Origin of the sequence: Macrococcus sp. PK, from assembly GCF_022501545.1 — a bacterium.
GTDB lineage: Bacteria > Bacillota > Bacilli > Staphylococcales > Staphylococcaceae > Macrococcoides > Macrococcoides epidermidis.
Map to the genome: position 1 here is coordinate 1 of NZ_JAEPRF010000001.1, position 17271 is coordinate 17271.

The 17271-nt window shown below is 28.6% G+C and carries 19 protein-coding genes; all 19 read left to right on the forward strand.

The annotated features are described in order from the left end of the window. Window positions 1-190: hypothetical protein (locus tag JJJ02_RS00005; RefSeq protein ID WP_240836638.1), on the forward strand; the 190-nt coding region annotated here is incomplete at its 5' end. A 42-nt stretch (window positions 191-232) separates the two neighbouring features. Further along, window positions 233-553 (forward strand): DUF5592 family protein, encoded by a 321-nt coding sequence (locus JJJ02_RS00010; RefSeq protein ID WP_240836639.1) that lies wholly within the window; start codon window positions 233-235, stop codon window positions 551-553. A gap of 4 nt (window positions 554-557) precedes the next feature. Further along, window positions 558-1145, forward strand: coding sequence for a hypothetical protein (locus tag JJJ02_RS00015; protein ID WP_111744462.1), 588 nt, complete (start codon window positions 558-560; stop codon window positions 1143-1145). A gap of 97 nt (window positions 1146-1242) precedes the next feature. Then, complete coding sequence (locus JJJ02_RS00020; protein WP_240836640.1) at window positions 1243-3207, forward strand: VirB4 family type IV secretion system protein; 1965 nt, start codon at window positions 1243-1245, stop codon at window positions 3205-3207. 17 nt (window positions 3208-3224) lie between these two features. Further along, window positions 3225-3692, forward strand: coding sequence for a hypothetical protein (locus JJJ02_RS00025; RefSeq protein ID WP_240836642.1), 468 nt, complete (start codon window positions 3225-3227; stop codon window positions 3690-3692). Window positions 3693-3747: 55 nt separating this feature from the next. Beyond that, window positions 3748-5028: a glucosaminidase domain-containing protein gene (locus JJJ02_RS00030; protein ID WP_240836644.1), complete on the forward strand. Its 1281-nt coding sequence runs from the start codon at window positions 3748-3750 to the stop codon at window positions 5026-5028. A gap of 19 nt (window positions 5029-5047) precedes the next feature. Next, complete coding sequence (locus tag JJJ02_RS00035) at window positions 5048-5659, forward strand: hypothetical protein (protein WP_240836646.1); 612 nt, start codon at window positions 5048-5050, stop codon at window positions 5657-5659. Between the two features lie 17 nt (window positions 5660-5676). After that, window positions 5677-6396 (forward strand): hypothetical protein, encoded by a 720-nt coding sequence (locus JJJ02_RS00040; RefSeq protein ID WP_240836648.1) that lies wholly within the window; start codon window positions 5677-5679, stop codon window positions 6394-6396. A gap of 20 nt (window positions 6397-6416) precedes the next feature. Next, complete coding sequence (locus JJJ02_RS00045) at window positions 6417-7247, forward strand: coiled-coil domain-containing protein (protein ID WP_240836649.1); 831 nt, start codon at window positions 6417-6419, stop codon at window positions 7245-7247. Between the two features lie 386 nt (window positions 7248-7633). Next, complete coding sequence (locus JJJ02_RS00050) at window positions 7634-7900, forward strand: FitA-like ribbon-helix-helix domain-containing protein (RefSeq protein ID WP_240836651.1); 267 nt, start codon at window positions 7634-7636, stop codon at window positions 7898-7900. A gap of 10 nt (window positions 7901-7910) precedes the next feature. Further along, entirely contained in the window at window positions 7911-8276 is a 366-nt protein-coding gene (locus JJJ02_RS00055) for a hypothetical protein (RefSeq protein WP_240836653.1), read from the forward strand. 20 nt (window positions 8277-8296) lie between these two features. Next, a complete protein-coding gene (gene mobP2 / locus JJJ02_RS00060; protein WP_240836654.1) occupies window positions 8297-9766 on the forward strand; it encodes a MobP2 family relaxase in 1470 nt (489 codons plus the stop codon). 32 nt (window positions 9767-9798) lie between these two features. Next, window positions 9799-9987, forward strand: coding sequence for a hypothetical protein (locus JJJ02_RS00065; RefSeq protein ID WP_240836656.1), 189 nt, complete (start codon window positions 9799-9801; stop codon window positions 9985-9987). Continuing rightward, the gene (locus tag JJJ02_RS00070; protein WP_188018752.1) at window positions 9988-10290 is read left to right on the forward strand and encodes a hypothetical protein; all 303 of its coding nucleotides are present in this window, start codon (window positions 9988-9990) and stop codon (window positions 10288-10290) included. Between the two features lie 18 nt (window positions 10291-10308). Further along, a complete protein-coding gene (locus JJJ02_RS00075) occupies window positions 10309-12291 on the forward strand; it encodes an ImmA/IrrE family metallo-endopeptidase (RefSeq protein WP_240836658.1) in 1983 nt (660 codons plus the stop codon). A 62-nt stretch (window positions 12292-12353) separates the two neighbouring features. Then, window positions 12354-14486: a type IA DNA topoisomerase gene (locus tag JJJ02_RS00080; protein ID WP_240836659.1), complete on the forward strand. Its 2133-nt coding sequence runs from the start codon at window positions 12354-12356 to the stop codon at window positions 14484-14486. 87 nt (window positions 14487-14573) lie between these two features. Continuing rightward, window positions 14574-15008 carry a CPBP family intramembrane glutamic endopeptidase gene (locus JJJ02_RS00085; RefSeq protein ID WP_219499014.1) on the forward strand — a complete coding sequence of 145 codons (435 nt, stop codon included), beginning with the start codon at window positions 14574-14576 and terminating at the stop codon, window positions 15006-15008. Window positions 15009-15019: 11 nt separating this feature from the next. Beyond that, window positions 15020-15808, forward strand: coding sequence for a class A sortase (locus tag JJJ02_RS00090; RefSeq protein ID WP_240836661.1), 789 nt, complete (start codon window positions 15020-15022; stop codon window positions 15806-15808). Between the two features lie 66 nt (window positions 15809-15874). Continuing rightward, window positions 15875-17236: a toprim domain-containing protein gene (locus JJJ02_RS00095; protein ID WP_240836662.1), complete on the forward strand. Its 1362-nt coding sequence runs from the start codon at window positions 15875-15877 to the stop codon at window positions 17234-17236. Window positions 17237-17271: the final 35 nt, after the last annotated feature.

Sequence of the window (17271 nt, forward strand, 5' to 3'; positions counted from 1 at the left end):
GACAAGAGCAGTAAATGAAACACAAGGCACAAAAGTTAATTCAGATACAAATGGATTGAAAAGAGTGGATGAAGTATTTGGAAATAAACTTAATAGTACATCAGAAAATGTTACGCTTCGTCCTACTACCTCTCAACAATCTAAAAGTATTGAGTTTCCTGAAATCAATTTAAACAAATCAAAAGACTAGAGAATAATCTCTAGTCTTTTATTTAAAGTAAAGGATGATAATATGGCGAATAATGGTTATGTAATACCAAAAGATATGAAAGCTGATATTTTAATCAAGGGAAGATTATCTCTTAAAGATATTGGAATAATTGTAGTGTTTCTTGTATTAGGATTTGTAGTAAGTAATTTTGTACATGCGACTGGATTATTAAAAGCGATAATAGTAATTGTACATTTATTGATAGGTTTTATCGCAACAGCAAAACCTAAAGGAAATCCTGATAAATCAATGTATTTGGTCGTTTTGTCAATGTTCAAGATGGATAGACAGGGCTATAGAAGCCTAGACCATTCAAGATATAATCAAAAGGAGATGAAATAATATAATGGCTGGTTTTGTAGAACCTAAGAAAATAGCAATAAAGCGAGATAGACAAGAACGAAAAAAAAGTAAAGACAAATCAATAGATTTAACAGTATTATCTGTAATGCCTTACAAACAAATAACACAAGAGGGTTATTTAATGTTAGATGATAATACTTACTTAGAAATGTACCAATTTGAAACACACGCTTTAAGTACAATAAACGAAGATGAAAATAGTGGTTTAATGATTAAACTTGCAAATTTTTATCGTATAAATATAGAAGATCTAAAAATAATTTCTTTCAAATATCCTTCAGATACAGAAGAACAACAAAATTACTGGTTACACAAATATGAAACTACTTCTAATCCGTTACAAAAACAATATTGCCATGAACAAATCAGAAGATTACAGCTATCAGCAAAATCACATAAAGAAATGGATCATTATTGTTTTGTATATGCTGAAACTAAAAGAAGTATGGATGTCATGAAAGAAAACATTAGACAGACAAATAATGGATTATTAAAAAGAAAATCATTAAGTGCTAAAAAGAAAGAAAATGTACTGTTCCAGTTGAACAATATGAATACGCAATATTTATAATATTTAACTATTGAATAAATAATGAACGAATTATAAATACAAAGAAAAGCACTTTATCATTAGGGTAGAGTGCTTTTTTAATTAAAGGAGAATATAAATGTTTGGACTAAAGAAAAAAGAACAGGCGTTAGTTAAAACTAAAGTAGAAGATTATATAGAAGATAACTATGATTTAGAATTAATTTCTCGCGTGCAACCTCAAGGTGGTATTTCATTTAAAGATAACTATGTACAAAAAGGCGATGGATATGAGGCATGTCTTACGGTATATGCTTATCCTTCTTCGGTATATGATAACTGGCTAAGAACAATCGTAAATCGTGATGGAGTGATTGTAGTACAAGATATTTCAACAGCAGATAAAGAACAAGTACGTTTAAACTTGAAACGTTCGTTATCAGAACAGGCCGCACGTATTCAAGATCAAAAAGCAGATGCAATGACTAAAAGTGCAGCCACTGATGTATATCAAACATTATTAGGTGTTTCTCATATGATGAATGATCAAGGTGAACAAATTAAACACCTTGTTATTAGATTATTTGTATCTCAACCAACTTTAGAGAAATTAGACAATTTAGTAGCACAAATTCGTGTAGATTTGGAAGCAAGAGGATTTAAATCTCAGGTGATGAACTTTGAATCGAAAGAAGCATGGCAATCTTTAATTTATAATCATAGTCAGCAAAAAAAGAAACATGGTATCAATTTTAAAGTAGGACAACAACTTCCTACAGTAACTTTAGGTGCTGGATATCCATTTGATCATACTTCAATTAATGATGAGTACGGTGCTTTTATTGGTACTACAGAAACTGGTGGTCCAGTGTACCTTGATATGTTTAAGGTAGATAATATCAGAAAATCATTCAATTCAATCGTATTTGGAATGATGGGTTCTGGTAAATCAACATTCTTAAAGGTAATTGAAGAAGAACAGTTTGCAAGAAATCACTTTATCAGAGGATTTGATAAAGCAGGCGATTTTAGACAAGTAGTAAAGGAACAAGGTGGTAAAACAGTTTCGCTTGATGGCTCTAATGGAATGATTAATATGCTTGAAATTATGGCTACAGCTACAAGTGATAAAATCGACGATCCAAACTCAGACAGCTATGATTTAACGATTGATGAAGGTGCATGTTTTACACAGCATCTATCAAAACTAGAAATGCAATTTGGATTAATGAACCCTGACCTTACGAAAACAGAAATTATGATTTTATCTGGTTATTTCAACGATTTTTATTGTGATATCGGATTATGGTCAAAGAATCCAGAAGAAAAGAAAACGAAGGTAGTTACAGGATTAAGACCAGAAGAATATCCGACATTATCTCAGTTTAGAGCCTATGTTGAAAGTATTCCAGAAGATAGAAATACAGCAGAAGCTAAATCTAAAATTATGACTACATTAAATAATATGATTAATGTATATGGAAATGTTTTTGATGGTCATACTTCAATACCTAACATGGACGAAGAACAAATTGTATTTTATAACATTGAACAACTTGAAAAACTATCTGATAACGTATTTAAATGTCAATTGTTTGTTGCCTTGTCGTTAATTTGGTCACAGGCTTTAAAAAACGGTAAAAAATATAAAAAGATGATTGAAGATGGCGTAATAGACAGTAAGGATGCACGACGATTTATGGTGTTTATTGATGAGTGTCAAAATATCGTTAATGTAAATAACTTAGATACAGTAGAATTTATCGTAAACTTTATGAAAGAGATGCGTAAATACCTTGCTGGTGTTATCTTTGCGACACAATCACCAAAACAATTACTTCCTGAGAATAGTAATAATGATGCAACTACACAGCTAAAACAAATCTTCTCATTAACACAGTATAAATTCTTTTTCCAAATTGACAGAGCTGATATTGATTCTGTAAAAGATGTGTTAGGAGAAACGATTAAGACTTCTGAATATGCAATTATTCCTCAACTTGGAAAAGGGGAAGCTATTCTGAGTATTCAAGGTTCAAATAATACATTATTCCATAATGATGTTGACAAAAAACAATTGGATCGTTTTAGTGGTGGTCAATAAGAAAGGATGCTTAGATTATGAATAAAAACAAAGGATTCCTCATTTCAGTAGTAGCAGTTATATTATTAACTGCTATTTTATTTTTTTTCTTAACACAAAATAACGAAAGTAAAACAGATAATGTTAATTTTAAAGACGAAGTGGCAATAAAAGAGATTGCAGAAAAGTTTACGAAAGTAATGTATACAATGAAACAAAATGAATCGTACAATTCAAAAAAAGATAGAGTTGATTCTTTAATTACTAAAGAATTATCTAAAAAGTTATTTGAAAGAAAAGATATTTTTAATATATATGGTGATATTAAGGTAACAGAGATCAAAGTAAATATTGACGGTACTAAGGCATATATAGATTTAAAACAAGAACTTCCGAAGGAGTTAGTAACAGATTCTAATAAATCAAAATCACAAAAAGCAGAACTAGATTTCATTAAAGATAGTAATGATAAATGGAAAATAAAAAGTTTTAAATCAATAAAATAAATACAGTGACGCTATTAAATAATTTTTAATAGCGTTTTTTTATGGAGGAAAACTGATGAAAGAATTCGCTAAGGACAAGGTGAAACAATTTGTAAAGAAAAAAATATGGATGTGGATTGTAGGACTATTAACTGCTTCAACTACTTTAACAGTTATACTTACAGGAGCATTAGCAATCATATTAATCACTTCTTTAATTATGCTTGGTGGAGAAGAAAAGGGATTTAATGAAAATCAAAATATTGATCCTTGCGTTTCTGGTGGTGGAACATATAGTGGAGGACAAATTGATCCAAATAAAATAAAAACGATTTTTGAGGCTAATGCAAAAGGTGGAGCGTTAGAAGGAAAAGGGATGTATATTGTTAAGTCAGCAGAAAAACATAAAGTCCCACCCAAAATTGCAATTGCCATAATTGCTATGGAAAGTGGTTGGGGTAAAGGTGCAAATGCAACGATACAACGTAATCCATATTCAATCATGGGTAGTGGTCCTTTAAGAGTATTTCCAACAATTGAAGATGGAATCGATGCAGGTTTAAAAAATTTATATGATTTATATATTTCACAAGGTTTAGACACACCTGAAAAAATTGGACCGAAATATGCACCAGTAGGCGCTAGTAATGATCCAACTAATATGAATAGTAACTGGATTCCTCTTGTTAAGAAAACTGTTGAACAATTCAGTTCTCCAACGGATAAAGAAGGAGCAACAGAAGAAAACGTAAAAGATAAAGAAACAACAGAAACAGGTAAAAAAGATGACAAGAAAAAAGAAGAAGATGATCCATGTGGTGGTCTAGAAATGAGTGGAGATGCTGCGAAATTAGCAGTAAGTATTGCATATCCACGTAATCAACACGCAAAAGCAAATGTCGTTGGAGCAGATATTAATGGTGTAAGTGTAGCACCACCAAAATATAAAACAGCAAAGAAAAAAGCGATTGCTATGGGAACACATCCATGGGGAGAAGGAATGGCAAATTTATATGCATCATGTGATAGATTTGTAGCGACAGTAATAATAAATACTACTGATAAAGGATTGCCTTGGGGAGCAACAGACACACAACAAAGATATTTAGATAGTAGTCCGAAGTGGAAACGATACACGAAAAAAAGTCAGGCAAAACCGGGTGATATATGGGTAACAAAAACAAATGGTCACGTTATTTTGTATGTAGGAAAGTATCAAGGTATTGATACAATTGCACATGCTTCTTATCATCAGTTTGTAGGTCGAGTTGATACTGCTGGATATTTAAATGAAAATTTAATTGATACTGGTGGTCGTGCTTACTATGGATATCATTATGTTGGAAATAAAAAATAAAAGATAAGGATGATTTGATATGAAAAAGTTTCCTATATTAGTTGTGGTAATGCTTGTAATCGCTATAGCAATTACATTATTTAATAACAGTAACAAAAACGAAAAAGTAGAAGAGAATAATCAAAATGTTGAAAAGAATTCAGATTTAGATAATGTTGAAGAAAATGTAACCGATGAAGTATCATCACCAATAGAAACAACAGAAGTTCCAACCACAGAAGAAAAATTTGATACTAAAAGAGAAGAAATAAAAGACGTACCAGTAGATATTGAAAATGAAAAAGATGTTGCAGAAAAGTTTGTTGAAGCGTTATTAGTATTACGCTCAGGAGAGAAAAATGATATTGCGTTGAACAGAATGAAAAATATAACAACAGAATCATATTTTAAAAAGACAAAACAGATTTTTGAAGGAAGAGAAGAAGTTAAGTTTTTAAATTTAAGAGATATGAAATCAGAAGAAAATGTAGCTTATTCAAAAGACTTACCGAAAGGATATAAAGCAATTAATGTAACGTACTCAGCAGTAGTACAGTATCCAAATAATAAACCAATGATTGAGAATAGTAACTATCTAGTAATCATTAAGACAATCAACGGTAAGCACTTTGTAAACACAGTATCTTTATAAGATAAGGAGATTGAATTATGCAAATACAAAAATTATCTGGTGTCATAATTATAATAATGGCTGTCGTGATGATGTTTGGTTATATGAACTATAACAATAAATTATCAGATGCTAACAAAAAGATTAAGACCTTAGAAAAAAACGAAATTGTTACACAGAATACTGATAAAAATATTTCTAACACTAATAACAGAGTTAGTAATAAAGAAAGTGAAGATAAAATAGAAATTTTAAATTCCTTTAATGACGAGTTGGTTTCAAATCTTTATGATAATGAAGATATTAATAAAAAAAATAAATATCTATCAAATATTTCTAATAATGAAGCACTCGATTACTTTAAAAAGTATAAATTCATAATTTCAGAAGATGAATACAAAGCAACAAAGAATAAAATTAAAGAAGCTTATGTTTTATCAAAGTCTGGGGTAACAGATGAAGAAAAATTATCAGCAATGCAAAATATTGATACGTCTAAACCAGAGGTTGATAATAGCGAGAAAATAACAACAAGTGATATTAATTTTTACACAACACAGTTAGCAGAAAATGAATATGAAGGATTGACTTTATTTAAAGTTACAGTTGAGGAGAGCGATTTAAAAACAGACACGTTATACATTATGAAAGCAAAATACTTAGTTGATGGTGAAAATGTAAGATTAGATGATGTTGTTAGTATTTCACCATTAACCGAAGAAAAAAATAAAGAACTGTTTGATAGTATAACAGAATAAAATAAGTGAGGAATCAAAAAATGGTGAGAGATACAAGACAAAAAAAATTTAATGCCAGAAATATTTATTCAATTTCAATCTTAATTTTAGTAGGAGCATACATTTTATTGTATGCTCTTAGTTTTTTTAAAAGTGATCCTCAAAATAATATGCTAATGAAAGAAAATGAAACTTATACAATTGGAGATTATAAAGTATATTTGATGGATCAAAAATATAATCCTGAAACAGAAACATTTATTGCAAAGTTTTTTATAAAGGAGAAAGAATCTTCATTATTTTTCCTGCCACTTACAGAAAAAAATTTTTCAACTACAGTTCACTTAAAAGATGATTTAAATAAAAAGTATAATTCTAAACTATTAATGCCTAATAAAAACTTTTTAGTAATGGCGATTGATAACTATAAAAAGGATGATGGTATTTTAAAAACTGATTTAGAATTGAAAACAGATGTAGTAACAATAGATAAAGATAAGTCTAATAGTTTAAGCACTTCATTTTATTTTAGTAATAATGAAGCAGATCAAGACAATAATATAAAGTTTTACGATAAAGAGATTTATTATGAAGAAGGTGCAAAATATCAAAGAACATTTATTGATAAAGATATTAAATCTGTAAATAAAACTATAGAAAAATACCAAGCTGAAATTGAAAATGCAAAATCACAGATTAAATTGATTGATGCTAAAATGAGTGAATTTAATGAAGATGAACGTAATGAAGCTAAAATGAAGCAAGAAGAATTTAAAAAGTTTATTAGTGACAATAATAAAAAGATTGAAGAACAAAATAAAAAAATAATAGAGCTTGAAGCAGAGAAGAAGAAAACTTTCTCTCAGTCTTAAATATAGCTCTTTTTTATTAATTTTAAAACATGAGCATAAGGGAAAGTGATATCACATCGCCCTTACGGGCGAGTTTCAGCAGTGCTGAAACGTGATTAAATCGGCAGTGCCGATTACTTTCTATGTACTGAATATATACTGAATGGATGATATCACATTTTTTATTGATTCTTCCTATATACAAGGTATATATTTCTGTATTCAGTATATATTCAGTATAGTGTATTGCTATATTCAGTATACTGAATATAGCAATACACTCATAATTTAAATTTTTATGTATACCCTGTATAGCACATGGTATTTATTTATTTAATATAAATCAGTACCCTGTATAGCACATGGTACTGATTTATATTTAAAATATTTGAAAGGATATTATTAATATGAATTATATGATTAGAAATATTGATGAGAGTACTTATGCGAAATTAAAACGATATGCAGAGGATAATTCGGTATCAATAAATGAATTAATTAATATTATTCTCGACAGAGCAATAGCGAATAATGAATTTAGAACGCTTCATCAAGTAGTTATTGACGAAATACATTTATTAAAAATTACTAATAATCAATTAGTAACTGTTATTAAACAACAAAACGAAAGTATAAATAGTTTAACTAAAGAATTAAGTAAAATTATTGAATAGGAGTGTTATTATGAACGAAAATAAATCGGGTAAGAAAAAATCATATTATATAAATGAGGCAAATATTATTAAGATTGATGAACTGAAAATGGAAAAAGGTTTTACAAGCATGAATCAAGTACTAACATATTTGTTTGAAAAAGAACAAGAAAATCTAAAAAATGATTATAAAAATTTAAATGATAAATTAACAGTTATAGATAAAACATCTGAGATGATATTAGAAATTGTTTCATGGAGTGCTGATAGGCATGATCATATTCCGATGCTTTCATATAAAGAAGGACAAAATATTAGTTACAACAAAGCAAAAGAATTTGTAGAAGATAATAAACAACAAACAATAAAGAAAAAGAAAGATTCATTTTTTCTGTAATAAATTAGAGGTGATTTAAATTGAGACCAGGGATAGTAATGGTATCAAATTATGTAGTTGGTAGCAAAAAATCATTCAGTGGGATTATTGATTACTATGAAAGATACGAAAAAAAGAAAGGAAATAATGTCATTAACTTTGATGATATTGAAAGAATGAATTCTTCTTTTTATGACAATGATATTTTATTATCGAGATCTGAAAAGAAATTACTAAAAGAGTATAGTCAATATAAAAACGCAGGAGGTGAAAATGATTTATTAGATTATATAAAAGAAACAAATAATGAAAAAGAAATTAATTACGGTAATTACATCAATTATATGAATAAAAATGTAAAAGCATCTGGATTATTTGGTGATACATCAAATCACTTTTCATATGAAGAAAAAATAAATATGAAAGATTTATTTAATAAGGGGCAGGAAAATGGATCTGTTTTATGGGGAAATGTATATTCTTTTGATAATGAGTTTTTAGAAAAACATAATTTATTAGATAAAGAAACAGGTTATCTTAATGAGATTAGAATCAAACAAGCTGTAAGAGAATCAGTTAGAGTAATGCTTAAAGAAGAAAATTTAGATGCTTCTGCAGTATGGTGTGGAGAAATACATTACGACACCGATAATATTCATGTTCATACTTCAATAGTTGAAATGAAAAATACAAGACCTATGGTTGAAATTGAGAAGAAGAAAAGAATTGATAGCAAAACATATGAGAAAACAGGTGAGTTTGAATTACAGCCTAAAGCAAAATTAAAACAAAAAACATTAGATAAAATGAAAAGTACTTTTGCTAATAAACTTATTGATCGTTCTAAAGATTTAGAACAAATCTCTGACCTACGTTTTGAACTGCACCATTCTATTAAAATAGATGAACAAAGTTTAGAACAAAAGAAGTTGTTAAAAAATATTCGTGATTCATTACCTCAAAATAAAAAAGATTGGCAATACAATAATAAAAAATTAGATAATCATAGACATCTTATTGATAGGTATAATGAGAATTATATTAATAAGTATCATAAGGATTCATATAATGAGTTTGTAGGATTGTTGGATAAAGAAGAAGAATTTTATAAAGAGATCTATGGTGAAGGAAAAGAAAATAGATATAAGAATTATAAAGAAAATAAGATTTCTGAATTAAAATCAAAAATGGGTAATGAACTGTTAAAAGAAATGAAAAAAGAAACACAAAGTATTGAATATAAAAAAGGCAATAAACCTCAACAATCTTTAAATAACAATAAATTTAAAATGATCAGCAGAGAAAATTATAATAACAATTACAATAATTCATCTGGGAATAATAAACTAAATTTTACTTCTCCTAAAGTTAATTTGTTCAAAATGAATAATGCAATAAAGAAAACATTTAGATCAGAAATGCATAACAGAGAATTAGAATATCAGCATAACCAATTACAACAAAATATAGAGAGAGATTTACAGAGACAAGCATACGAGCAAGAAAGATAACAATATAAAATTATTAAAAGGAGGTGATAATAATGAATACAGATTTATGTCCTGTTATTGATACTGATAATATCTTAAACACAGTAGTAGTTTATAGTCCATTATTAAAAGAAAACTTGGAAGTTAAAGTTGAAAAAGATTTTATTGATTCAATTAATCAAGAAGATGAACAAGTATATTTAAATATTGATATTGAAAAAAAAGAAGTAGTGGAGGAATAGATGTTGAAAAGGAACTACACCATATACACTAATTATGAAGATAATCCAGAAGAAAAAATTAATATATCATTTGATGGAGAGTATGAAAAAGATAGATTCATACTCTTCATTTCTATATTACAAAACATTACACACAGCAACTGTATTGATATTGTAAAAGGAGATAAAGCATTAGCAATTCATTATAAAATGACAAAAGAATTTGAAATAATTGAATACTATATAGAATACTGTGCAAGTAATATTGATGATTGGGATTTCACTATTGAAGATCTCAATCATTTTTATTTATCAGAAATTTAATAAAAGGAGTGATTTATTATGGCTTACAACAAAAAGAATTGGATGAAGGCTAAAGAGGAAGAAAAAAAACAATGGGCTGATGATGCAATTGAAAAAATTTCATTTCACCAGAAAAGCCCAGATGAAGCATTAGAGTTTTTTAAGTTTATGGCAAAGATGTATGACTATTCACCAAGAAATATAGCGATGATGCAAGACCAATATCCTGGTGCTTTGTTCGTAGGTTCTAAAGATAAATTTAAAGAATTAGGATTTAATGTGTTATATGATCAGAAGCCCATTAATATACTTGCACCAAATCCAGTGACATATATTAAATTACCTGATAATAAAATGAAGCAATATAAATATGCCACAAAAGAAGAAAAACAAAAGGTTAAAGATAATGAATTAGATACTGTAAAGAAAATGTACTATAAATTATCACCTGTATATGACGTAACACAAACAGATGCTAAACCAAAAGACTATCCAAGCATCTATCCAAATGCAAGGATGGAATTGGAAATGAATGATCCTAAATTTGCTGAGAAACTAAAAAATGCTAATATAAAATATCTTGATTCTTTAGGAATACCAGTTAAAGAGGAGAATTTTAGTAAAAATGGTATGGGGGTGGCGAAGGGTTATTATGCACCTGGTGAAAATGTAATTGGTTTAAATAAATTGAACACAACTAGCGAAAATGTAAAAACATTGATGCATGAAACAGCACATGCTGTCATGCACAAGCATGATCGAGAAACTCCTACTAATATAAAAGAATTAGAAGCTGAACTTACATCTTTTGTTGTAAATAAACATTATGGAATCGACACTTCTGAATTCACGATTCCTTATATCGCAAATTGGACTGATAATATGAATAATGTTAAAGATGTTGAAAAGTCATTAAAAAATATTTCACAAGCATCTGAAAAAATTATTAAAGGTATTGATAATGAGTTAAACAAATCAATGGAACTAGAGAATAAAAAAGATTTAGTATTTGAAAATACAGATGAAATAATTATTGGTATAAAAGGTGTCAAAGAGATGGATATTCGTAATTTTGTTGAAAATGAAAAAACAGACTTATCAAATTTATTTGGTAATGATACACAAGTCCAAGTAAAAGCTTTTGATGGAATATTAGTAGATTCCCTAGATAGTGAACATGATATGCAGACACATATATCAATAAAACCTAATACGAAAGAAATCATTAATGACGAGTACCTAAATAATGTTATGCAGGATTTAAACCATAATTATGGTGAAAAATTAGAGGCTGTGAGTGGAAGATATCCTCATTTTACTACTTATCATATAGAAATAGATAATGATGAGATACTTATTCATGATGCTTATGGAAAAATTACAGAAATGGACTTAAAAAAAGCATCACCAATTGAAAAGGACTTTGTAAAAGAAAAAATGAATGTATTTCAGGCAACTAAAGAACCTCATCATCTACATAATGTTTATGCAGATGATAGACAACCAACACCTATAAAAGAAATGCTAGAATTTAAAGACTTTGAAGAAGTTTATAATTCAAGAATTGAATCTGATATGAGTAAAGAATTTATAGTGACACAATTACATGAACAAGACCAATTAGGAGATATCCATAGAGAAGGCGTAGTTAATGAGAAAACTAGAGAGAGACTAGATTCATTATCCAAAAAATTAGGTATAGACAAAGATAATCATTTTAAAGATGTTGTAGTAAGAGTAATTGATGAAGAAAGAGTTATGCCATTAAAGGTTTTAGCTGAAAATATAAACAAAGGGAAAATATCAGATACTTTTGATTACGAAGTATTTATTAAACCTGATGAACCATTATTTAAAGGTAAATACGAAAAAGCCATTGAATCATCAATTACAAAAACAATAACTAAAGAATCGGATAAAAAAGGATTATCAGATAACCTTAATTGTGTTCTGAATAAAGCTAAAGAAAATAGTAAAGAAAAAACAAAAGAAGCTGGTATGGAAAGAAGTTTAGCAGATTAAAATATCATAGTGAGCTACTATCTTTAAAGATAGTAGCTTCATTTTTAAGGAGAGTATATATAGTGAAAACAGTAATTATAGCCGAAAAACCTGATCAGGCAAAAAAATATGGTGTTGCATTAGGAAATTTCAATCGTAAATCTGGGTACTTAGAAGGAAAATCGGATATTTTTCCAGGTGAAGTATTTATTACATGGTGTGTGGGACATTTAGTTGAATTAGCACCTATGAATAAATACGATGAAAAGTATTCTAAGTGGAAACTAGAAGATTTACCGTTTTTACCGAAACAGTTTAAATATCAATCAAAATATTCTGTGAAAGATCAGTTTAATGCCATGAAAAATCTATTAAAATCTCTATCAGTAAATGATCAAATAATTATTGCAACAGACCCAGACAGAGAAGGAGAAGCAATTGCATATTATGTTTTAAATTTATTAGGAATTAAAAATGTACCAATAAAGCGTTTGTGGGCGAATACACAAGAACCTAATGAACTTAAAAACTTTTTCCGAAAATTAAAAGATGGAAAAGAAACATATAAATATTATGTAGAAGCTGAAACAAGAGGGAAAAGTGATTATTTAGTTGGGATGAATTTTACTAGAATGGCAACTATATTGTTACAAAATAAAGGTATTAGAACAGATGGTGCATTTTCAGTTGGTAGAGTACAAACGCCGACATTATTTATGGTGTATAATCGTGAAAAAGAAATAGAGAATTTTAAAGAAAAAATATATTTTGATTTAATTGCAGAGGGTGAGAAAGATAGCATCAAATATACTTTGAAAAGTGATATTAGATTAGATACTAATACGGAATTACAACAATATATTAATGATAATGGACTAAATAGTGCGAATGGAACTGTTGAAAATGTCACTGTTACAGCCAAATCTACTAAAGCACCTAAGTTATTTAAACTAGGTGGTATTCAGAAGGTAGGAAATAACAAGTGGGGATATAGCTTAGATCAGACGTTAAGTTATGTTCAATCATTATATGATAAAGGATATTTATCATATCCACGAACAGATAGTAATCTGATAACTACTGCTGAATTTGATTACCTGAAAAATAATATAGATAACTATAAGTCATTACTAAATATGGATTTTGAAGTTAAGTATACTGAACCAAGAAAGACGTATGTAGACAATGATAAGGTGCTAGAACATTATGCGATAATTCCAACTAAAACAATTCCTACAGCTGATCAGTATAATAGTTTTACAAAAGATGAAAAGAATATCTATGATGCAGTAGTTAAACAAACAATGGCAATTTTTGCTGATGATTATCATTATGAACAGACGAAGGTAGACGTATTAGTGAATAATACGAAATTCAAAGTGTCTGGTAATACACCAAAAGTATTGGGTTGGAAAAATCTAAGTAATGAAGAAGAAAAGGAAGTACAGCAAACACTACCTATTTTTACTAAAGGTGAATCTTTAGTATTAAAAATTACTGGCAAAGAAGGTAAAACAAAACCACCTACATATCTCACAGAAGCATCATTAGGTGGTGAAGGTGGATTAATGGAGACATGTGGAAAGACATTAGAAAACGAAGAAATGAAAGAATATTTATCATCAGGCATTGGTACACCAGCAACACGAGGTGCTATTGTAAAAAATATTATCGATAAAGGATATATTAAAGTTGAGAATAAAAAATTAAAAGTCACAGACAAAGGGAAAATATTATGTGAAGCATTAGAGGGATCATTAATCTCAAGTGCAGAAATGACAGGAGAATGGGAAGAACGTTTGTCCATGATTTCAAAGGGACAGGAAACTCAGAATAATTTTATCTCAGGTATAGAAGCATTTATAACATTATTTTATAAAGAATTACCAGGTTTAATCAGTAACAATGTTAAAGGTGAATCTATTACCAACATGAATAAAGCTGAATATATTGGAAAATGTCCTAAGTGTAAATCAAATCATGTAAAACATATTAAAACACCTAAGTATGACTTTTATGCATGTGAGGATCGTAGCTGTGGTTTTACGTTGAATAGCGTAGTATTTGGTAAGAAACTTACTGAGAAGCAAGTAGAAAAACTTTTGAGTAATGGAACAACTGGCAATATAAAAGGATTAAAAGGGTCAAAAAAATCTTTTGATGCTGAAATAATAATGAACGATGAGTATAAACTTGTACCAAAATTTAAGAAATAAAAATACATTTAGCTATGCAATACATAGCTAAATGTATTTTTTTAATATATAATAGTAATAAATTAGAAGTTAAAAGGAGTAAAGAGAATGAAAAAAAAAATAACGTATTATATCGGAGGTGTACTTGGTTTACTTTTAATACAAGTAGTATTTGCGATGATTTGTAATTCATTAGGTATTCAAGGTACTAGCAGTAGCAAAGCTAGATTAGAAGAAATGATCTCTAATCCATTCATACTGATCATTACACTTGTGATGTCACCTATAATTGAAGAATTAATTTTCCGATTCTTATTATTTAAAAAAATATGGATTAAACCTTTTAGCATTTATAGTGCTTTATTCAGTTCTATATTATTTGGTTTAATACATGGTCAAAGTAATATAATGACTATTCCTTTAATACTTAATGGATTATTATATTGCTTTCTTTATAAACGTACAAATACACTTTGGTTAGTGATACTTACACACTCTAGTTTTAATGCATGTGTGTTACTAATCTTATTTTTAAATAGATAGGAGAATTAATAATGACAAGTTTAGAAAAACAAAGAGAAATGTATAGTTACAAAAAAGCAAAGCAACGATTAGTAAAAATCATGTTTATTTGTATTATGTTCTTAGGACTAACAATCTGTTTAGCACCTTATACAATAGAACATTATATTATGCCACATGCGATCGACAAAGCCAATGCAAGCGTTAATCAACTTGATGCAAGTAAAATAGAAGAAAATCAAAAGCGCATACAAGAAACCTTAAAAAGTTTAGGTGAAGCTAATTATGGAGAAGCCACATCTTATGATAAAAATCTATCTTATGATGCAGATACGATAAGAAGTGTAGATAGAGTACCTATTGGTGTAAAAATAAATCAGGATTATGTAATAGGAAAACTTTATGTACCTAATGTTGAATTAAATATAGCAGTATTAGAAGGACTGACTAATCAAAATCTTGATGTAGCATCTGGCACTATGAAACCTAATCAAAAAATGGGTGAAGGAAACTTTGCGATAGCTGGACATCATATGATTGATTATAATTCATTATTTACACCAGTATCACGTATGAAAGAATATGATGAGATTTTTCTTTCAGATAAACGATATATATATGAATATGTCACTACAAAAATATCAGTAGTATCAGAAAATAATGGAAATGTTGTCGATGATGTACCAGGAGAAAATCTCATAACATTAGTAACTTGTTCTGATCCAGAAGGAACAGCGAGGGTAGTAGTAAGAGGAAAGTTGATGAAGAAATATAAAGTTACAGAAGCCTCAGAAGATGTACAAAATGCAATATTAAATTAAATATAAATAATTTTTAAGATGCTTAGTTGTATAACTAAGCATCTTTTTTTGAGGAGAGAATAATAGATGGAAAATTCAAAAGATAAAAAGAATTACTCAGTTAAAAATAGAGCATTGCCACCAGAGCTAATTAAAAAAGCAAATGATATGAATATACTAGATTATTTAGATAAAAAGGGTATTTTAGTGCAAAGTATTGGAAAAGGACAGTATCAGCTTGTAGATCATGATTCATTTAAGATAAACGCTGATCCGACAAGTAAGGATTATAATAAAATGAATTGGTATAGTCGTGGTGAAGGTGCATACGGTCCTATAGGTTTTGCGAAACTATATTATGGTATGAATTTCAGAGAAGCAGTAAAAGATGTTACAGAAACAATGGATGAAATGATTGAATCTGTCAAACCGATAGAAAAAATCGTTCATAATGAAAAGCCTTATGAATATGACCCTACCTATATTACTAAAGACACCAGTAAAATTGAGGATTATTTAGTCAACGAAAGAAAAATAAATCCAGATTTAGTAGAAGCTCTAATAGATAAAGGTATGATAAGACAAACGTCTAAAAAGATAAGTAATGATAATGGAAAGGAAATTGAAGTGAATAATTTAGCGTTTATGTGGAATAGACACGGTAAAATTATAGGACATGATGAAAGAGGTATAGTTGAAGGTTCCCATTTCAAAAAAATAGCATCAGGAGTTCCTGAAAATAGGGGATTTTCAGTTACTTTTGGTAAACCGGAAAGTATTTTTGTTTTTGAATCAAATATTGATGCATTATCATATGCTTCAATGTATAAACCTAAAAACAGTAGATTTATATCTTTAAATGGTGCAGATAAACCCAAAACGATGTATCAAGCTATTAAAGATATAGTAGATGATACAAAAGAGCCACCTAAAAATATTGTTTTATGTCTGGATAATGACAGAACAGGCAGAGAAGCGACAAACAAAATGTGTGTACCACTTCAATTAGGAGAAAAAGAGATTGATTTTTATATTTCTCAACCACCTCGGTTTGTAAAAGAGAAGGTAAATGAGAAAAATAGTATTAATGAACTATTCAAAACTATTGATAACAATGACGCAAAGGAAAATAATTTAAAAATCAAACATGATAGACTTGAAATTCAAGAGGAAGTAACAGGATGGCATATATACGATAAAAGGATTGATAAGAGCTATAAAATAGATGATGACAAGGGGAATAGAAATCGTTTAAGAAAGTTATTTGAAAATGAAACTTTTGAGGTTGATTATATAAGCACTACTAAGGATTGGAATGAAGTTTTGCAACATGTAAAGGAAAATAACATATCTTTAGAAAGACCACTTATAAAACCTAAATTTGTAGAAAGAGATACAGAAAAAAGCACAGAAAAAATTCAGCAAAAAAATAAAGAAATGGAGCGATAGAATGAATGAGTATAAAGAAATGATAATATTCATAT